Origin of the sequence: Bradyrhizobium commune (genome assembly GCF_015624505.1) — a bacterium.
Lineage (GTDB): Bacteria > Pseudomonadota > Alphaproteobacteria > Rhizobiales > Xanthobacteraceae > Bradyrhizobium > Bradyrhizobium commune.
Genome location: NZ_CP061379.1, coordinates 5,819,090 through 5,834,751, shown reverse-complemented (window position 1 = coordinate 5,834,751; position 15,662 = coordinate 5,819,090). Strand labels below are relative to the sequence as shown.

Genomic DNA, 15,662 nt, shown 5'->3' with positions numbered 1-15,662 from the left:
CATGGAGAGTGGCGCGATGAGCGCCCGTCGTATGGAACGCGCCGGTCGAATCGTCACGCTCATTTCTGGTCTTGTCCTATTTCTGTTTGCGGCGATGGAGCTTTGCAGCGATGCGGTCGGGCTCGTCTCGCTGCAGACCATGGGCGATATCGCGGCGTGGCAACTGAGCTTCACCCGCTCGTGGCCCGGGCTTGTCATCCTATGCAGCGCCTGTGTCTGCCATGTCCTGTCGACGCTGTGGTTCACCGCCCGCCGTGCGACCCTGCGGATGTCGTTCGGGGATGCCGCGCTGATCGCAAGCGGTATACTCGTCCCCCTGCTGCTTCTGCCTTATCTCGTCGATACCAGGCTGGCGAACATCAAGTTCGGCGTGGACGACGACATTCTTTACCGGCTGGCCAAGCTGTGGCCCGACCATAATCTGGCTTTTGTCTCGTTGATCGTGCTGGTGTGGGGCCACGGCTGCATAGGCATCCATCGGTGGTTGCGGCTGTCGCCCGGCTATCGTTCGGTTGCGCCAGGCCTGGCCGTGATCGCGCTGGCAATCCCCATAGCCGCACTCGCGGGCGTGATTGCCGCGGCGCGCATTGTCGCCGTGCTGATGGCCGAGAATAGTTTTGCGGAGCAGGTTCGCGCCGCGACCCATTGGCCTTCGGCCGACGCAGAGCAGTCCCTGTCGGGCTATCGGTTGATGGCGTTGGGGTGCTACGGTGCGCTGCTCGTGCTTGCCGCCGGCGCACTCGTCATTCGGTTCCTCCGGATCCTGGTCGCGCCGAAGATCGACGTGACGTATGTCAAAGGCCCAAAGCTGAAAGCCTCCACGGGCGCGACCTTGCTCGAGATCAGCCTTCTGAATGGGGTTCCGCACGCCAACACCTGCGGCGGCCGCGGCCGTTGCACGGCATGCAGCGTGCGAATAGAGCAGGGCGAAGGCGCGCTGCCGCCGCGGACGGCTGCCGAACTGGCGCAGCTTGGTGGGGACGACCAGCGTATCCGGCTCGCCTGTCAGATCACGCCAACGGCCGCGTTGACGGTGACCCGGCTAACTGCCACTGACGATGCAGGTGACGCTTCCGACGTAGAGGCGGCGCCGGAGTTGGACACTGCGGGGATCGAACGGCAGGTCGTGGCTTTCAGTGTCAGATTGCAAGGCCATGCTGCTCTTGTGAACTCGCGGCCGGCCTATGATGCGATCTTCTTCCTCAACGAGTTTCTCGACATGGTCCATGCCGCCATCGTCAAAAACAATGGCGCAATCATGCGGACCACCGAAAGCGGCATGATTGCGGTGTTTGGCCAGGATGACCTGCCCCAGGCGGCCTCTTCCCAATCTGGTTCAGTCCAAACTGCAAAGGCTGCAACTACCTCGACCAAGGACGCGTGCAGGGCCGCGTTTGCGGCTGCCGCAGATATAGACGTTGCGCTTGATCGTTTGAACGAGCGGTTTTCCGCCGAGTTCGGTCAGCCGATTGCCGTCGCCATGGGCCTGACATTGGGAACCGCCTATCTAGGCCGGATTGGAGCAGGGGCTTCGAAACCGTTCACGGCCGTTGGCCCGGCCATCGACGGCGCTGAGGGATTTTCGCGGCTCGCCGAGAGCCGCAAATACCAGCTCGCGGCGGTCCCTGCGGCGATATACGCAGGCGGCATCGACGCCGGTGCGATGGAAGCCGCTTCGTTCTCCGCCCCGAATGGAGAAAAGCACGACGTCTTCATGACCAGCCGGGCGCGGCTTGGTGCGACCGCCGGATCGCCGGCCTGAGCGTGTTGCTCGTACGTCGAGGGATGGCCGGATCGAGGCCGTATCATTTCTCGCGGAAGGCCTTGGCGAAGCTGCTCTTCAGCGGTCCGATGAAATAAGCCAGCGCGGTGCGCTCACCGGTCGAGATCAGCAACTCGGCCTGCATGCCAGGCTGAATCTTCTTGGCAATCTCATCCGGCACCACGCTGTAGTCGATCACCACTTTTGCCGTGAAATACGGCTGCTGCTGCTGGCTGCCGCCTGCAGGATCGACCATCGCGTCGGGAGACAGGCTGACGACCTTGCCGATGATCACCGAGGTTTGCCGCGTCGAGAAATTGGGGAAGCGCACCTCGGCCGACTGGCCGATCTCGACGCTTTCGATGTCGTTTGGCGATACCTTCGCCGTGATCATCAGGCCTTCGCCAAGCGGCACGATTTCGGCCAGCGTATCGCCGGGTTTGACGACTTCGCCGATGCCATGCACTTTCATTCCAAACACGGTGCCGCTTCGTGGCGCGCGAACATCGACGCGCGTCAGCACATCCTGTGCGATCAAGACTTTCTCGCGTGCATCCGACAGCTTGCCGCGAACCTCGTTCAGCTCGTTCGAGACATCCTGGTCGTACTTGTATCGCGTCTGCTGCATCTGAAGCCTGGCTTCTTCCACGCCCTTGCTGAGACGCGCAATGTCGCTCTCGGCAATGGCGAGATCGCCTTCCACGTGTTGCTCGTTGCGTTGAAGCTCGAGGTATCTGTTGCGGGCATAGTAGCCCTTTTCGACCAGGGGATAGACCGACGTCATCTCAGCCTTGTAACTCGCCATCTGAGATGCCAGCGATTCCCTCTGCCGTTGGCGTCCATCGATGTCCGCCTGTTTCTGCGCGATCTGGGAGCCCAGAATACCGAGATCGCCGTTTAGCTTCTCCCGATTCTCCTGGAACACCCGTTCCTGATCCCTGATCGCCTGATCCGTTTCTTTGATGTCGCGGCGTGTCAGCAGGTCGGCGGGAAAACTGATCTGAATGGCTTGCGTCTTCTCAGCGACCAGTCGCGCTTCGCGGGCGAGGTCGGCATCAATCTGCTTGCGCAGCAGGTCGAGATTGGCCTGGGCGGTGGTCGGCTGCAGGCGGAACAGCACATCGCCTTCCTTCACTTGCTGCGAATCGTGCACCAGAATTTCGCGGACGATGCCGCCCTCGAGATGTTGAACCGGCTTGTTGTTGCTTTCGACAGCGACCTGCCCTTGCGCGACAGCCGCGCGGTCAAGAGGAGCAAAAACAGCCCAGAAGCCGAAACCGCCGAATACCAGGGCGATCGCCGCGAAACCCAGACGCGCGTAGCCGCGATGGTCGCCGATGTTCCCGGACATAGGCTGTGGGTCTGGTGAAATGACTGTCATGGCTGTCCCCCGACACCGAACGTGATATGCATACTCTACCTCCAGAACGACGGCTGGGGGTGTGCGTAGCATCACATAAAAAAAGATGCTGTAATTTATTAGGTTTGTGACCTCTGTCACAGTCAATTTCAATTGCGCGGCGCATCGTCGCGTTGTCCTAGGGGGACCGGACATGGCCGCGCAGACAACGAACCGCTCGCCGCTTACGCAGGCCTTGAAGGCCTGTTATCCCGCGCTGGGCGCTACGTTTGTCATCAGCATGTTCATCAATGCAACCATGTTGGTGTCGCCGCTCTATTCGATGCAGATTTACGATCGCGTGCTGACAAGCCGCAACGTTACGACACTCGTCATGCTGACTTCGATCGTCGTGGTCTTCCTGATCCTTTACGGCGTTCTTGAGTTCGTTCGATCAGGCGTGCTGGCACGAGCCGGCGTGCAGTTCGAAAACCATTTGCGGCGGCCTCTGTTCGAAACCATGATGAAGGCCGAGTTGTCGCCGCAGCATCGGCTTGGTCAGCAGGTGATCCGCGATGCCGAAACGATCCGCGAGTGCCTGACGGGCGGCTTAGCTGCCAACTTGTGCGATTTGCCCTGGACGCCGCTGTTCGTCATTCTCTGTTTCCTGCAGCATTTCATGCTCGGCATGGTGGCGCTTGTCGGAGCCGCCGTGCTGTTCAGTCTGGCAATCATCACCGAAATTATGACGCGTGCCAGCGTCAATGAAGCGAGTCGTTTGGCGAACGAGGCGAACCGCTTTGCGGCGTCGGCGCTGCGCAACGGCGAGGTCGTGCGCGGTCTTGGCATGGGCGATGTTGTACTCGACCGCTGGGCCGGCGCCCAATATGCCCATATCGCCGTTCATAGCGCTGCCACTGAGCGGGGCGCCGCGCTTCATGCGCTGGTGAAATTTGCCAGGCTCACAGTGCAGATAACGCTTCTTTGCGTCGGCGCATGGCTCGCCATTGACAAGGAGATATCACCCGGTGCCATGATGGCCGCATCCATCATTATGGGCCGCGCCCTCGCGCCGATCGAGCAGGTGATCGGTCAGTGGAAACGAATCGTCGCCTTCAGAACGTCCTACAACCGCCTCGAGAACCTGTTTCAGGCTCTCCCGATCGGTGAAACACCGACGGAGCTTCCTGCTCCAAAGGGCAACCTCGAAGTCACCAATGCCGTCGTCTGGCCGCCCAATGCGAGCCGCCCCGCCGTCAAGGGTGTGTCGCTCAGCCTGCAAGCCGGCGAGAGTATGGCGATCATCGGCAACTCGGGCAGCGGCAAATCGACACTTGCTCGCGCGCTTGCCGGCGTGTGGCCGCTGCGAGAGGGTACGGTGCGGATCGACGGCGCCGAATACAGCCAGTGGGATCAGAACCGGCTCGGCAAACACATCGGCTATTTGCCGCAAGACATCGAGCTGTTCTCCGGGACTGTTGCCGAGAACATTGCTCGCCTCGGGAAGGTTGAACCAAACGCCGTCGTTGCGGCTGCGCAGGCGGCGGGCGCCCATGAGGTGATCCTGCGATTGCCCAATGGCTACGATACGCTGCTTGGCGAGGGCGGAGTGGCCTTGTCAGGCGGGATGCGCCAGCGCGTTGGTCTCGCCCGCGCGCTGTACGGCAGGCCGCGCCTTGTCGTTCTCGACGAGCCCAACTCCAATCTAGACGAGGAGGGCGAGAGGGCTCTCGGCCGGGCCATGGTGGCGATGAAGGCCGCCGGTTGCACGGTGATTGCCGTTACCCACCGTAACCTGCTACTTTCGCATGTCGACAAGCTGCTGGTGATGTCGTTCGGGCAGGCGATTATCCAGGGCCCGCGTGATGAGGTCATTGGCAACATCCGCGGTAACAAAGTTGCGCTCGCCGCTACGACCGAACGTCCTGTGACCAACGTCACAGCCACAACCGGAGCCACCGGCTAAGACAGTCCCATCAAGGGGAGACTAAAATGAGCAAGCTCGGGATCGCTATCGGAACTGCCATTGCATTGTCGGTCGTGGTGACTGCGCTTTACTACCAGCCTAGCGGCGCCTCTGATGCCCTGTTGGCAAAAGCGCAGTCCGAATTTACAGCCAAGGCGCGAGACGCCGTGCTGCAGCGCCAAGCGCAACCCACGACGGGACCTGCCCTCGCGTCAGCATCGACGTCCGAAGCGATGGAACCAACCCACCCCGCGGCTTCGACCGAGCCGGTGGAACCAACCCACTCTGGGGCTTTGGCCGAGCCGGTGACACCTTCCGCCCCGGCTCCGCTGCAGACGTCCGAGCGGGGCATCCCCGAGCGCCCCGCGCCAACCGCTGTGCCCTTGGAGGCGCCGGTCGTCGTTGCCACGTCGCCGGTCGTTGAGGCGGCGGCTGGTTCGGAACCCAAGTTGGAGGAAGTCAGGTCGGAGTCGAAACCGGTGCCCGAAGCGAAGTCGCTGCCCGAAGCGAAGCCGGTGCCCGAAGCGAAGCCGGTGCCGGTCGAGACAGCTGTCCAAAATATCGAGCCTCCCAAGCAGCCCGAACCTGCCAAGGCGGCCGCGCCACAGGTCGTGACGCCCTCGATTGTCAAAACTCAAAAAACGCCCCGTGAACCGGCCAAGACGGCTTCGGCCAAGAAGGCAGGCCCGAGTTTCAGGCAGTTGGAGCGTGAGTTCTCTGCAGGGCGGATGCCGTACGATGCTGAGACCCTGCGGGCCAAGGCGCCCGACATCGCAGCCGCCCTTGCCCCATACATGTGACTATCACGCTGCAATCTAACTGGACCAATGACCCGAGGCCGCTGAAAAGCAGATCAGAGCGAACCGCGAGAATGCCAAGCGGAGTACCGGGCCGAAAAGTCTAGCCGGACGGTTAAGGTCGAGCCGCAATGCCCTGCGCCATGGTCTTTCACTTCCCGCAGCCGCTGATCTTCCAGTCGGGACGCAAGCTTACAGTTTGGCAGAACTGTTGACGCCGGAAGGCGCCAGCCAGATGCAAATGCTGGCAGCGCTGGAAGTGGCACGAGCCCAAGCGCAATTGCTGCGGGTTGCAGCTGTGCGGAAAGCCTTACTCGCAGCACTAGATCTGCAGTCTCCGTCCCTGGAACAGGTGCGGCGCTTGGTGGCATTGGAACGCTACGAATGTCGAGCCCATAGGCAACGCCGTAGCGCGGCAGGCCGGCTTTGCGGCACGGAACTGATGGATGGCGGAGTTGAGGAGCAAACGCAAATTTGGCAGAACGAACCCAATTTGATCGAGCCTGTGTGCCGCTCGGCCAATGGTGAGTTGCCCAATCCAGTCGTTGCTTAAGTGCTGGTGTGAAAAGTTCGGAAAGTCTGGAGATCTCTAATCATGACCGACGACACCCGCACCATCCGCAGTGCCAGCCTCACCGCCACCATCAAGGCCCACGGCGCCGAGCTATGCTCGCTGAAAGACGCCGCCGGCACCGAATTCCTCTGGCAGGCGGGCCCGGCCTGGCCGCGTCATGCGCCGCTGCTGTTTCCGATCGTCGGCCGTCTCGCCAATGACGAGTTGCGGCACCAAGGCAAGACGTATCGGATGACCCAGCACGGCTTTGCGCGCGACAGCCGTTTTGCGTGGGCGGAGCGGGGCGAGCGCCGCTGCGTGCTGGTGCTCGAGGACAGCGATGCGACGCGCGCGCTCTATCCGTTCGCGTTCCGCCTGACGGCGACTTATACGATCGACGACGCGGGTCTCGATCTGGCGCTTTCGATCGTCAATCCCGGCGGGCAGACGCTGCCGGTGTCGGTCGGTGGCCATCCCGCTTTCAACTGGCCGCTTCAGCCTGGGTTGCCGAAAGAGAGCTACGCGCTGACTTTCGCGAAAGAGGAGCCATCACCGATCCGCCGTGTCGAGGGTGGACTGTTGCTCGCGGCGCCGGATCCTAGCCCCGTGCGGGGCACTGTGCTTGCGCTGTCGGAATCCCTGTTTGCCACCGACGCCGTCATCATCGATCCCGTCAACAGCGACGCGGTCCGCTACGCGGCCGGGCAGGGCGGCGGGCCGTGGCTGAAGATGTCCTGGCGCGGCTTTCGCGAGCTTGGCGTCTGGTCAAAGCCCTCAGGCGCGCCGTTCCTCTGCATCGAGCCCTGGCGGGGCTATGCCAGCCCCAAAGGCTTCGACGGCGAATTCACGGACAAGCCGGGCTTGATGCTCATCGCGCCCGGTGCCGAGGAAGGATTGTCATTCCGGATCGAGGTCGGGACGTCCTGAGGCCCGTCGTTTAGACGCCGGCGCTGCGGCCGTTCATGGCGATGCTCGCCGTCGTCACAGCCTCCGCGCGCGGCACGGGCTTGGCCGCCAACGCCGTCAGCCGATGCGCCAGATCCTGCGCGCGACGTTCGACCAGATGCCAGGTCGCGCGCGCGACGAGATAGCTGAGCGCGGCGGTGACGACATACGCGAGCAGCAACGAGGGCAGCCCGTCCGCGAGCGGCCAGACCTGGCGCAGGCCAAAGATCACCGCGAAGTGCGACAGGTACATCGAGTAGGAGTTGCGGCCGAGCGCCTCGATCGGCCCAGAGCGGATCGCAAAGCGGATGCACCAGAACACCAGCGCACCGAGCACGAGATTGATCATCAGATAGTTGAATTCGTGCGAGCCGGTCGCGCGGTTGGCGACAAAGGACAGCACGATGAAGCCGGCGAAGATCGCGGCATCCAACTTCGCAAAGCCGTCGCGAAGCGCGAAGAACAATGCACATCCGACCAGGAAGATCGGGAGCTGGTTCAGGAAGCTGATATGCAGCGCGTTCCAGACGAAGGCCTCGTGGCCGGGGCCGTAATAGGCCGAGAACAGCGCGAACGCCCACGGCTTGAACAGGCAGACATTGATCAGATGCAGCAGAAGCGCGAGCGCGAGATAGAGATGCCGGCGCGACCCGAACGCCGCGATCACGAACGGGAAGATCAGATAGAACATCATCTCGGCCGCGATCGACCAGTCGCCCGGCACCACGCTGTTGACGCTGTCCGGCCAGAAGCCGTGCAGGAACGTCGCGGTCATGATCACCTGGAGCGGCCCGATGCCGTTTGGCGCGTTGGTGCTCGGGCCCGTCCCGTTGATGACGAGATAGACTGGGATCGCGAGCCAGAACAGCGGCGCGATGCGCAAAAATCTCCGGATGTAGAATTTGCGGGTGGGATTCGTTTCGGTGCGCTGCGTCCACATCAGGCACATCGTCATGGCGCTGACGAAGTAGAACACGTTGACGCCGGCCCAGCCGCACATGAAGGCGAAGTCGATCGCGCGGATGTTCGACGGAAACGACTGTGAGATGTGGATCGCCATCACGCCGGCGATGCCGATGCCACGCAGGACGTCGAGCGTATGCGAACGACCGAAGCGCGTTGCACCCTGATCGGTCCGACCGGCAGCCAACCGGGCCTGCCCCTGCATCACGCCTGCTCCGTGGTCACGCGTTTCTCTCGCGCTTGCGATGAGCAAGCATAGAGGCGGGGCGGGCCAAACCGAAGCTGAAGCCTTTTTTTACGTTAACCGGCGGTTGAGTCCGAGGCCTCATGTGCGGGGCTGTTGGTGCCGAGGCGTGCAGGCTGTTCTTGCAAGCAGGGACACCCGTAAAGATGCGCCCAGTGAGAAGTGTGGGGCAATTCATAGTTAATACTTCAATACCATGACCAATATTGTTTGGGCAGCACAACAAGCCTAGTATTCCGCCAGGCAGCTTCGGGGGCTCGATCAGGCCGTGAATGCCCGTTCACAGGACAGCGCATCGCGCGACGACCTGACTTTCCAGTCCGGGTCGCAGGCACACAGGATATCCAACATCGTGGCTGAATCCGCACTCCACGAATTGCGCCCCCTCGGGCGCGAGCGACTGATCGTGGTCGAAGACGATCCGGTGACGCGGACCATGCTGGTCGGCTATTTCAGCGACAACAATTTCGACGTGGTCGGCGCCGGCTCCTGCGCGGAATGCCGGCAGGCGCTGCGCGGCCGCGCCGATCTCGTCTTCCTCGACGTGCAGCTGCCCGACGGCGACGGTTTTGACCTCGCCAAGGAGATTCAGGCCACCAGCAACGCGGGCATCATCTTCGTGACCCGCCGCGACACCGACGTCGATCGCATTCTCGGCCTCGAGATCGCAGGCGACCATTACGTCACCAAGCCGATCAATCTGCGCGACCTGCTCGCGCGTGCGCGCAGCGTGCTGCGGCGGCGCTCGATCGACCGCAAGGCGGCGCGCAACCACAATTCGATCGCCTTCGGCGACTGGATCATCGACCTGACGCGGCGCGAGCTGCTCGGCAGCGACGGCAAGCCGGTGGCGCTGACGCGCGCCGAATTCGATCTGCTCGCCGCACTCGTCGGCGCCGACGGCCGTCCGCTCAGCCGCGATTATCTGATCGAGGTGGTCAGCAACCGTCAGGCCGAGGTCGACATCCGCACGGTCGACGCGCTGGTGGCGCGGCTGCGCCGCAAGCTCGTCGGCAGCGGCACACCCGTGATCGCCACCGTCACCGGCGTCGGCTACAAGCTCGCGCTCAGCGAGCGGCTCTAGCGGCGCCGGTTCAGCCGCTGAAGCCGACGACGAGCCGGATGGCGATGAAGGTGGATGTCGCCACGGCTGCGGTCGCGAAGATCGCGAACAATACTCTCAAACTGTTGTGCATGGTCTCTATTCGGGTTTACGCAAAAAACACTTCGTCCAATCGGTACGGCCGCCCGAACAATGGGCGTCAGCAATCTTCCATCGGCCTTGACGGGCTCGTCAAGGGTTCAGCGCGATGCAACCCGTTTCCACCTGGCTTCGATGCGCGCCTTGATGAGGCTGACCCGGGCTTCCTGCGCGGCCCAATAGGCGCGGCTTGCGGCTGCCGTGCCTTGACGGTAGCGCGCATAAACGTCCTTCGGCTGCGCCAGCACCTTCGGATCGCGCGCTGATTTTGTTGTCGTCACCGCTGCCTTTGCCGGTGCTGCCGCTGTTGGCGTCGGTGCCACATCCGGGACGGCCGCAATCGGGGTCTCCAGCGCCGCCGAGTTCATCGCAAGAAGACGGTTGCGGGCGCGATTGCAATAGACCTGCGAACGCGCCGTCATCGTCTCCTCGCCGTGGCCCGCCCGGTATTTCATCAGCGCGCGACAGAGGTCGCCGGCGGCGAGGCGCCAGGCGCGGCTGAGATAGATCACGCCATAATGGATGTTGATATCCGGCTCTGCGAGCTCTGAACTGTTGCCCCGAAATCCGAGCATCGCCGCGGTTTCGGGCCGCACCTGCATCAGGCCGACTTCGCCGACGCTGCCGACCACGGCTGAATTGTATCCGCTCTCGACGAACACCACGGCCTCGGCAATGTCGGCCGGCAGATTGGTCCTGGCGGTTTCGCGCTCGATGATCTTTCGGATCGCGGCCCGTGAGGTTGCCGTCTCGCCGGCGCCGAGATCGGCATTGTCGCGGGCGATCGCCGACGTCGTGTCGACGTCATTCGCAACATCGTCCGCCGCATGCACGCAGGTCGAGGCCAGCAACAGCACGGCCATCGTGGCGTGTCGCCACGTCGCGTGGTGTTTTGGATGTGCGAGGTCCTGCAGCATGGGTGACGTCTTATATCGTCCGAGTTAACAACCGATTTGACATCGGCGCAGGGGGCTTGGGCGATGGCATGGCTATCGCGCGCGCGAGCCCTGGTCGGTGGAGGTCTGTCGCGTGCCGGCGAGCCGGTCGTCGACCGCATAGAGCGTGCAGGTCGGCGACCATTTCATGCAGGCCGCGAGCGAGTCGCTTTGCGCGTCGTCGGTCGTGGCGCGGCCCGAACGCCAGCCGTATCCGCCATTGGGTGACACCGCAAAGGCCTTGTGCGGCATGGCGCTGGCGAGATAGCGCGAGAACTCGGCCTTCGCGGCCTCGTTGAACTGGGCCGGTGGCGGCAGCGGATCGGGAGGGCTCAGGATCTCGTGAGCGAGCCCGCGCTCGCGCAGGAAGGCGTCGAGATAGGGCGTCCATTGCGGGCGGCTCACCACCGAATAGAGATAATGGCCGTCATCGCCATAAGGCGGCGCCGCGACGAACTTTGCGTTGCCGCCGCCGGCGCGGAACCCGTCATAGAGCCGGCGCGCCAGATCAGGCCCGAAGTAGAGATCGTTGGTCGCATAGACCCACAGCATCGGCACCCGCGAGGTCTTGCCGAAGGTGGCGAAGGCCTGCACCAGCCCATCCTCGTTGCAGACGTCGTCGTCGTCGCGCGAGCCGCGGCCGCCGGCGAAGCTGATCGCGGCCACGAGGCCCGCCGGCGCCTGCGCGGTCAGCGCGACGGTGGCAAGCCCGCCGGTGGAATGGCCGGCCGCTATCATGCCCGATGTCGTGACGTCGCTCCGCCTGGCCATCGCATCGATCGCCGCGCGCAAATCCGCGACCGCAACGGCTGTCGCCGGCAAATAATTGGCATTGGCACAGCCGCCGACGCTGTCGACGCGCCCGCCAGGCGACGTGCCGTAGCCGCGCCGCAGCACGATCAGCGCGGCAAAGCCGCGCCGGGCATATTCCAGCGCAATGCCGTAATATTTGTGCGCCGACATCGTCGCGCGGTCGTCAAAGCTGCGCGGCGAGCCGTGGCTCAGCAGCGCCAGCGGATAGCGCTTTGTCCCCGCCGGGCGAACCAGGAACGCCTCCAGCCCCTGCGGCCCGGTCTCCGCCATCGGGATGCGGAGGTCTTCGGTGTAGTACTCCGCGGCGCGCAAAGGCGTGCCGGCCAGGATGAGCCAGGCGATCAGCGGAAACAGTTTTCGCGCAAGAGCCATGGGACGATTCGAAAGGCCGTGATGGTGCGGATCATAGCACGATCAACGCTACGGCAAGGAACACCATCCCCCTCGCGCGTGTTGTGGCCTTGGCGGGGGCCCGGCCGATGCTATGCTGGCCTGCAATCTCGACAGGACGAGGATATTCCCAGTGGCTGATGTTCATCCCGCGGCGGGCAAATTGGTCTCGCCGGACGCGCTCGCCAACATTCCGCGGCTGGTGACGGCCTATTTCGCCAACAAGCCGGATGCATCGGATCCCGCGCAGCGGGTGGCGTTCGGCACATCCGGCCATCGCGGCACTTCGCTGAAGAACACGTTTAACGAGGGCCACATCCTCGCCACCACGCAGGCGATCTGCGATTACCGCAAGGAGAAGGGGCTGACCGGCCCACTCTTCATCGGCATCGACACCCATGCGCTGGCCGAGCCGGCACTCGCCAGCGCGGTGGAAGTGTTCGCGGCCAATGGCGTCGATGTCATGGTCGACAAGGACGGCGGCTACACGCCGACGCCGGTGATCTCGCACGCGATCCTGACCTACAACAAGGGCCGCACATCGGGGCTGGCTGACGGCGTCGTCGTCACGCCCTCGCACAATCCCCCCGAAGACGGCGGCTACAAATACAATCCGCCGCATGGCGGCCCGGCCGACACCGATGTGACCGGAATCGTCGAAAAGCGCGCCAACGCCTATCTCGCCGATGGGCTGAAGGGCGTCGCGCGCATGGACTATGCGAAAGCGAAGAAATCCGGGCACGTCCACGCCTACGACTTCATCACGCCTTACGTCGCCGACCTCGGCAATGTCGTCGATCTCGACCTGGTCAAATCCGCCGGCATCAACATCGGCATCGATCCGCTCGGCGGTGCCGCCGTGCATTACTGGCACCCCATCATCGAACGCTACGGCCTCAAGGCGACCGTCGTGAACGAGGCGATCGATCCGACCTTCCGCTTCATGACGGTGGACTGGGACGGCAAGATCCGCATGGACTGCTCGTCTCCTTACGCGATGGCGAGCCTGATCGCCATGCGCGACCGCTTCGACGTCGCCTTTGCCAACGACACCGACGCCGACCGTCACGGCATCGTCACGCGCACCGGCGGGTTGATGAATCCGAACCATTATCTGGCGACCGCGATCTCCTATCTGTTTGCGCACCGTCCGAACTGGGGCCGGGATGCCGCAATCGGCAAGACCGTGGTGTCGAGCTCGATCATCGACCGCGTCGCCAAGAAGCTCGGCCGCAAGCTGGTCGAGACGCCGGTCGGCTTCAAGTGGTTCGTCGATGGTCTCCTCACCGGCGGCTTCGGCTTTGGCGGCGAGGAGAGTGCAGGGGCCTCGTTCCTGCGCCGCGACGGCGGGGTCTGGACCACCGACAAGGACGGCGTCATCCTCGGCCTGCTGGCTGCCGAGATCATGGCGAAGACCGGCCGCGACCCGAGCCAGCTCTTCAACGACCTCACCGCCGAGTTAGGGGTACCCCATTACGCCCGCATCGACGTCGCCGCCACCACGCCGCAGAAGAACATTTTGAAGTCCGTCACGCCCGAGCAGCTCGGCCTCAAGGATCTCGCCGGCGACCCCGTCCGCGCCACGCTGAGCAAGGCGCCGGGCAACGGCCAGCCGTTCGGCGGCATCAAGGTCGAGACCGATTTCGGCTGGTTCGCCGCGCGGCCCTCGGGCACCGAGGACGTCTACAAGATCTACGCCGAGAGCTTCCGCAGCACCGAGCACCTGAAGCGGATCCAGGACGAGGCCCAGGCCGGGCTGAACAAGGTGTTCGGGAGGTAGGGTCCGAGGCGGGCCGCCCCGCCCCCTTCCATACTAACGTTACATATGTATACAGCAAACTAGATAGAGGTATTTTGATACGCCAAAGTTAGCCTTGAACGATTCTATCTCCCAGCTATTGTATACATAACGCATACATAAACCCTGGGAGATCGCCGGTGACAAAACCATTCCCCATGAACGCCTGGTACGCCGCCGCCTGGGACGCCGACGTGAAGGCGGCGCTGCTGCCGCGCACGATCTGCGGCAAGCGTGTCGTGATGTACCGCAAGGCCGATGGCGCGGTGACCGCGCTGGAGGACGCCTGCTGGCACCGCCTGGTGCCGCTGTCCAAGGGCCGGCTCGAAGGCGACACCGTCGTCTGCGGCTATCACGGCCTCAAATACAACGCGCAGGGGCGCTGCACTTTCATGCCCTCGCAGGAGACCATCAACCCGTCGGCCTGCGTGCGCGCCTATCCCGTGGTCGAGCGTCACCGCTACATCTGGCTCTGGATGGGCGATCCGGCACTCGCCGATCCCGCCCTGGTCCCCGACATGCACTGGAACCACGACCCGGCCTGGGCCGGCGACGGCAAGACCATCCGCGTCAATTGCGACTACCGCCTCGTGCTCGACAATCTCATGGACCTCACCCACGAGACCTTCGTGCATGGCTCCTCCATCGGCAATGACGCGGTCGCCGAGGCGCCGTTCGACGTCACCCATGGCGAGAAGACGGTGACGGTGACGCGCTGGATGCACGGCATCGAGGCGCCGCCGTTCTGGGCCAAGCAACTCGGCAAGTCCGGCCTGGTCGACCGCTGGCAGATCATCCGCTTCGAGGCGCCGTGCACCATTGCCATCGACGTCGGCGTCGCGCCGGCCGGCACCGGCGCGCCAGAAGGCGACCGCTCGCAGGGCGTCAACGGCTTTGTGCTCAACACCGTCACGCCGGAGACCGAGAAGACCTGCCACTATTTCTGGGCCTTCGTCCGCAATTATCAGCTCGGCGAGCAGCGCATCACCACCGAGATCCGCGAAGGCGTCTCCGGCATCTTCCACGAAGACGAGCTGATCCTCGAGGCGCAGCAGCGCGCGATGGACGAGAATCCGGATCGCGTCTTCTACAACCTCAATATCGACGCCGGCGCGATGTGGACGCGCAAGCTGATCGACAAGCTGGTCGCGAAGGAAAACACCCCTCAGCATCTCCAGGCCGCGGAGTAGGGCATGGCCGAGCGCGAGGTCGACCGCTCCGTCTCGCAGACGGTGAAGGCGCAGCTCGCGCTGCGCGACCAGATCCTGGCGGGATCTTTGCGCCCCGGCGAACGCATCTCCGAGCTCCAGGCGGTCGAGACCACCGGCGCCTCGCGCACCCCGGTGCGCATGGCGCTGGTGCGGCTGGAGGAAGAGGGGCTGTTGGAGGCGATCCCCTCCGGCGGCTTCATGGTGAAAGCGTTCTCTGAGCGCGACATCTCCGATTCCATCGAGCTGCGCGGCACGCTGGAAGGCCTCGCCGCACGCTTCGCCGCCGAGCGCGGCGTCTCCGCGCGTGAGCTCGAGCCGCTGAAGGAATGCCTTGCCGCGATCGACGAATTGCTGCGCCAGGTGCCGATCTCGGTCGATGCCTTCTCGTCCTACGTCACGCTGAACGCGCGCTTCCACGCGCTGCTCACCGAATTGTCGCGCAGCCCGCCGCTGATCCGGCAGATCGATCGCGCCTCGGCGCTGCCGTTCGCATCCCCGAGCGGTTTTGTGATGGCGCAGTCAGCATTGCCGGAGGCGCAGCAGATCTTGATCATCGGGCAGGAACACCACCGTGTCGTGATCGACGCGATCGAGAACCGCGAGGGCGCCCGCGCCGAGGCCGTGATGCGCGAGCACGCACGGCTCGCCGTACGAAACTTGCGGCTGGCGCTGCGCAACCGCACCCATCTCGACCTCTTGCCGGCGCTTGCGCTGATCAAGACCGCAACCGATTGAGGGCAGTCAC

The 15,662-nt window shown here is 63.7% G+C and carries 13 protein-coding genes; 9 read left to right on the top strand and 4 right to left on the bottom strand.

What is annotated here, in order from left to right:
* The first annotated feature begins 16 nt into the window (after positions 1-16).
* A complete protein-coding gene (locus tag IC761_RS27460; RefSeq protein ID WP_195799810.1) occupies positions 17-1,762 on the top strand; it encodes a 2Fe-2S iron-sulfur cluster-binding protein in 1,746 nt (581 codons plus the stop codon).
* Positions 1,763-1,805: 43 nt separating this feature from the next.
* Here IC761_RS27460 and IC761_RS27455 read toward each other — a convergent pair whose 3' ends face one another.
* Positions 1,806-3,143 (bottom strand): HlyD family type I secretion periplasmic adaptor subunit, encoded by a 1,338-nt coding sequence (locus IC761_RS27455; protein WP_195799809.1) that lies wholly within the window; start codon positions 3,141-3,143, stop codon positions 1,806-1,808.
* A gap of 172 nt (positions 3,144-3,315) precedes the next feature.
* Between IC761_RS27455 and IC761_RS27450 the strand changes: the two genes are divergently transcribed.
* The 4 genes from IC761_RS27450 (at position 3,316) to IC761_RS27435 (ending at position 7,344) form a co-directional block, all read left to right on the top strand.
* Positions 3,316-5,067, top strand: coding sequence for a type I secretion system permease/ATPase (locus tag IC761_RS27450; protein WP_195799808.1), 1,752 nt, complete (start codon positions 3,316-3,318; stop codon positions 5,065-5,067).
* Between the two features lie 26 nt (positions 5,068-5,093).
* On the top strand, positions 5,094-5,867 hold the full coding sequence (locus IC761_RS27445) for a hypothetical protein (protein ID WP_195799807.1): 774 nt from the start codon (positions 5,094-5,096) through the stop codon (positions 5,865-5,867).
* Positions 5,868-6,063: 196 nt separating this feature from the next.
* Positions 6,064-6,417, top strand: coding sequence for a hypothetical protein (locus IC761_RS27440; RefSeq protein ID WP_195799806.1), 354 nt, complete (start codon positions 6,064-6,066; stop codon positions 6,415-6,417).
* Between the two features lie 42 nt (positions 6,418-6,459).
* Positions 6,460-7,344 carry an aldose 1-epimerase family protein gene (locus tag IC761_RS27435; protein ID WP_195799805.1) on the top strand — a complete coding sequence of 295 codons (885 nt, stop codon included), beginning with the start codon at positions 6,460-6,462 and terminating at the stop codon, positions 7,342-7,344.
* Between the two features lie 10 nt (positions 7,345-7,354).
* Here IC761_RS27435 and IC761_RS27430 read toward each other — a convergent pair whose 3' ends face one another.
* Positions 7,355-8,530, bottom strand: a complete 1,176-nt coding sequence (locus IC761_RS27430) for an acyltransferase family protein (protein ID WP_195799804.1) — start codon at positions 8,528-8,530, stop codon at positions 7,355-7,357.
* A gap of 307 nt (positions 8,531-8,837) precedes the next feature.
* Between IC761_RS27430 and IC761_RS27425 the strand changes: the two genes are divergently transcribed.
* On the top strand, positions 8,838-9,653 hold the full coding sequence (locus IC761_RS27425; RefSeq protein WP_195799803.1) for a response regulator transcription factor: 816 nt from the start codon (positions 8,838-8,840) through the stop codon (positions 9,651-9,653).
* 218 nt (positions 9,654-9,871) lie between these two features.
* Here the strand turns inward: IC761_RS27425 and IC761_RS27420 are convergent, their stop codons facing one another.
* Both IC761_RS27420 and IC761_RS27415 read right to left on the bottom strand, forming a co-directional pair.
* Positions 9,872-10,687 (bottom strand): lytic transglycosylase domain-containing protein, encoded by an 816-nt coding sequence (locus tag IC761_RS27420; protein ID WP_195799802.1) that lies wholly within the window; start codon positions 10,685-10,687, stop codon positions 9,872-9,874.
* A 72-nt stretch (positions 10,688-10,759) separates the two neighbouring features.
* Positions 10,760-11,890: an alpha/beta hydrolase family protein gene (locus IC761_RS27415; RefSeq protein WP_195799801.1), complete on the bottom strand. Its 1,131-nt coding sequence runs from the start codon at positions 11,888-11,890 to the stop codon at positions 10,760-10,762.
* A gap of 151 nt (positions 11,891-12,041) precedes the next feature.
* Between IC761_RS27415 and pgm the strand changes: the two genes are divergently transcribed.
* From pgm to IC761_RS27400, 3 genes are all read left to right on the top strand, one after another.
* Positions 12,042-13,688, top strand: coding sequence for a phosphoglucomutase (alpha-D-glucose-1,6-bisphosphate-dependent) (pgm, locus tag IC761_RS27410; protein ID WP_195799800.1), 1,647 nt, complete (start codon positions 12,042-12,044; stop codon positions 13,686-13,688).
* 158 nt (positions 13,689-13,846) lie between these two features.
* Positions 13,847-14,896, top strand: a complete 1,050-nt coding sequence (locus IC761_RS27405) for an aromatic ring-hydroxylating dioxygenase subunit alpha (protein WP_195799799.1) — start codon at positions 13,847-13,849, stop codon at positions 14,894-14,896.
* A 3-nt stretch (positions 14,897-14,899) separates the two neighbouring features.
* Positions 14,900-15,652: a GntR family transcriptional regulator gene (locus IC761_RS27400; protein ID WP_195799798.1), complete on the top strand. Its 753-nt coding sequence runs from the start codon at positions 14,900-14,902 to the stop codon at positions 15,650-15,652.
* Positions 15,653-15,662: the final 10 nt, after the last annotated feature.

Excerpts from the sequence above, each read along its gene's own strand:
- IC761_RS27460 (WP_195799810.1), top strand. The coding sequence starts at position 17 with ATGAGCGCCCGTCGTATGGAACGCGCCGGTCGAATCGTCACGCTCATT.
- IC761_RS27455 (WP_195799809.1), bottom strand. The coding sequence starts at position 3,143 with ATGACAGTCATTTCACCAGACCCACAGCCTATGTCCGGGAACATCGGC.
- IC761_RS27450 (WP_195799808.1), top strand. The coding sequence starts at position 3,316 with ATGGCCGCGCAGACAACGAACCGCTCGCCGCTTACGCAGGCCTTGAAG.
- IC761_RS27445 (WP_195799807.1), top strand. The coding sequence starts at position 5,094 with ATGAGCAAGCTCGGGATCGCTATCGGAACTGCCATTGCATTGTCGGTC.
- IC761_RS27435 (WP_195799805.1), top strand. The coding sequence starts at position 6,460 with ATGACCGACGACACCCGCACCATCCGCAGTGCCAGCCTCACCGCCACC.
- IC761_RS27430 (WP_195799804.1), bottom strand. The coding sequence starts at position 8,530 with ATGCAGGGGCAGGCCCGGTTGGCTGCCGGTCGGACCGATCAGGGTGCA.
- IC761_RS27420 (WP_195799802.1), bottom strand. The coding sequence starts at position 10,687 with ATGCTGCAGGACCTCGCACATCCAAAACACCACGCGACGTGGCGACAC.
- IC761_RS27415 (WP_195799801.1), bottom strand. The coding sequence starts at position 11,890 with ATGGCTCTTGCGCGAAAACTGTTTCCGCTGATCGCCTGGCTCATCCTG.
- IC761_RS27400 (WP_195799798.1), top strand. The coding sequence starts at position 14,900 with ATGGCCGAGCGCGAGGTCGACCGCTCCGTCTCGCAGACGGTGAAGGCG.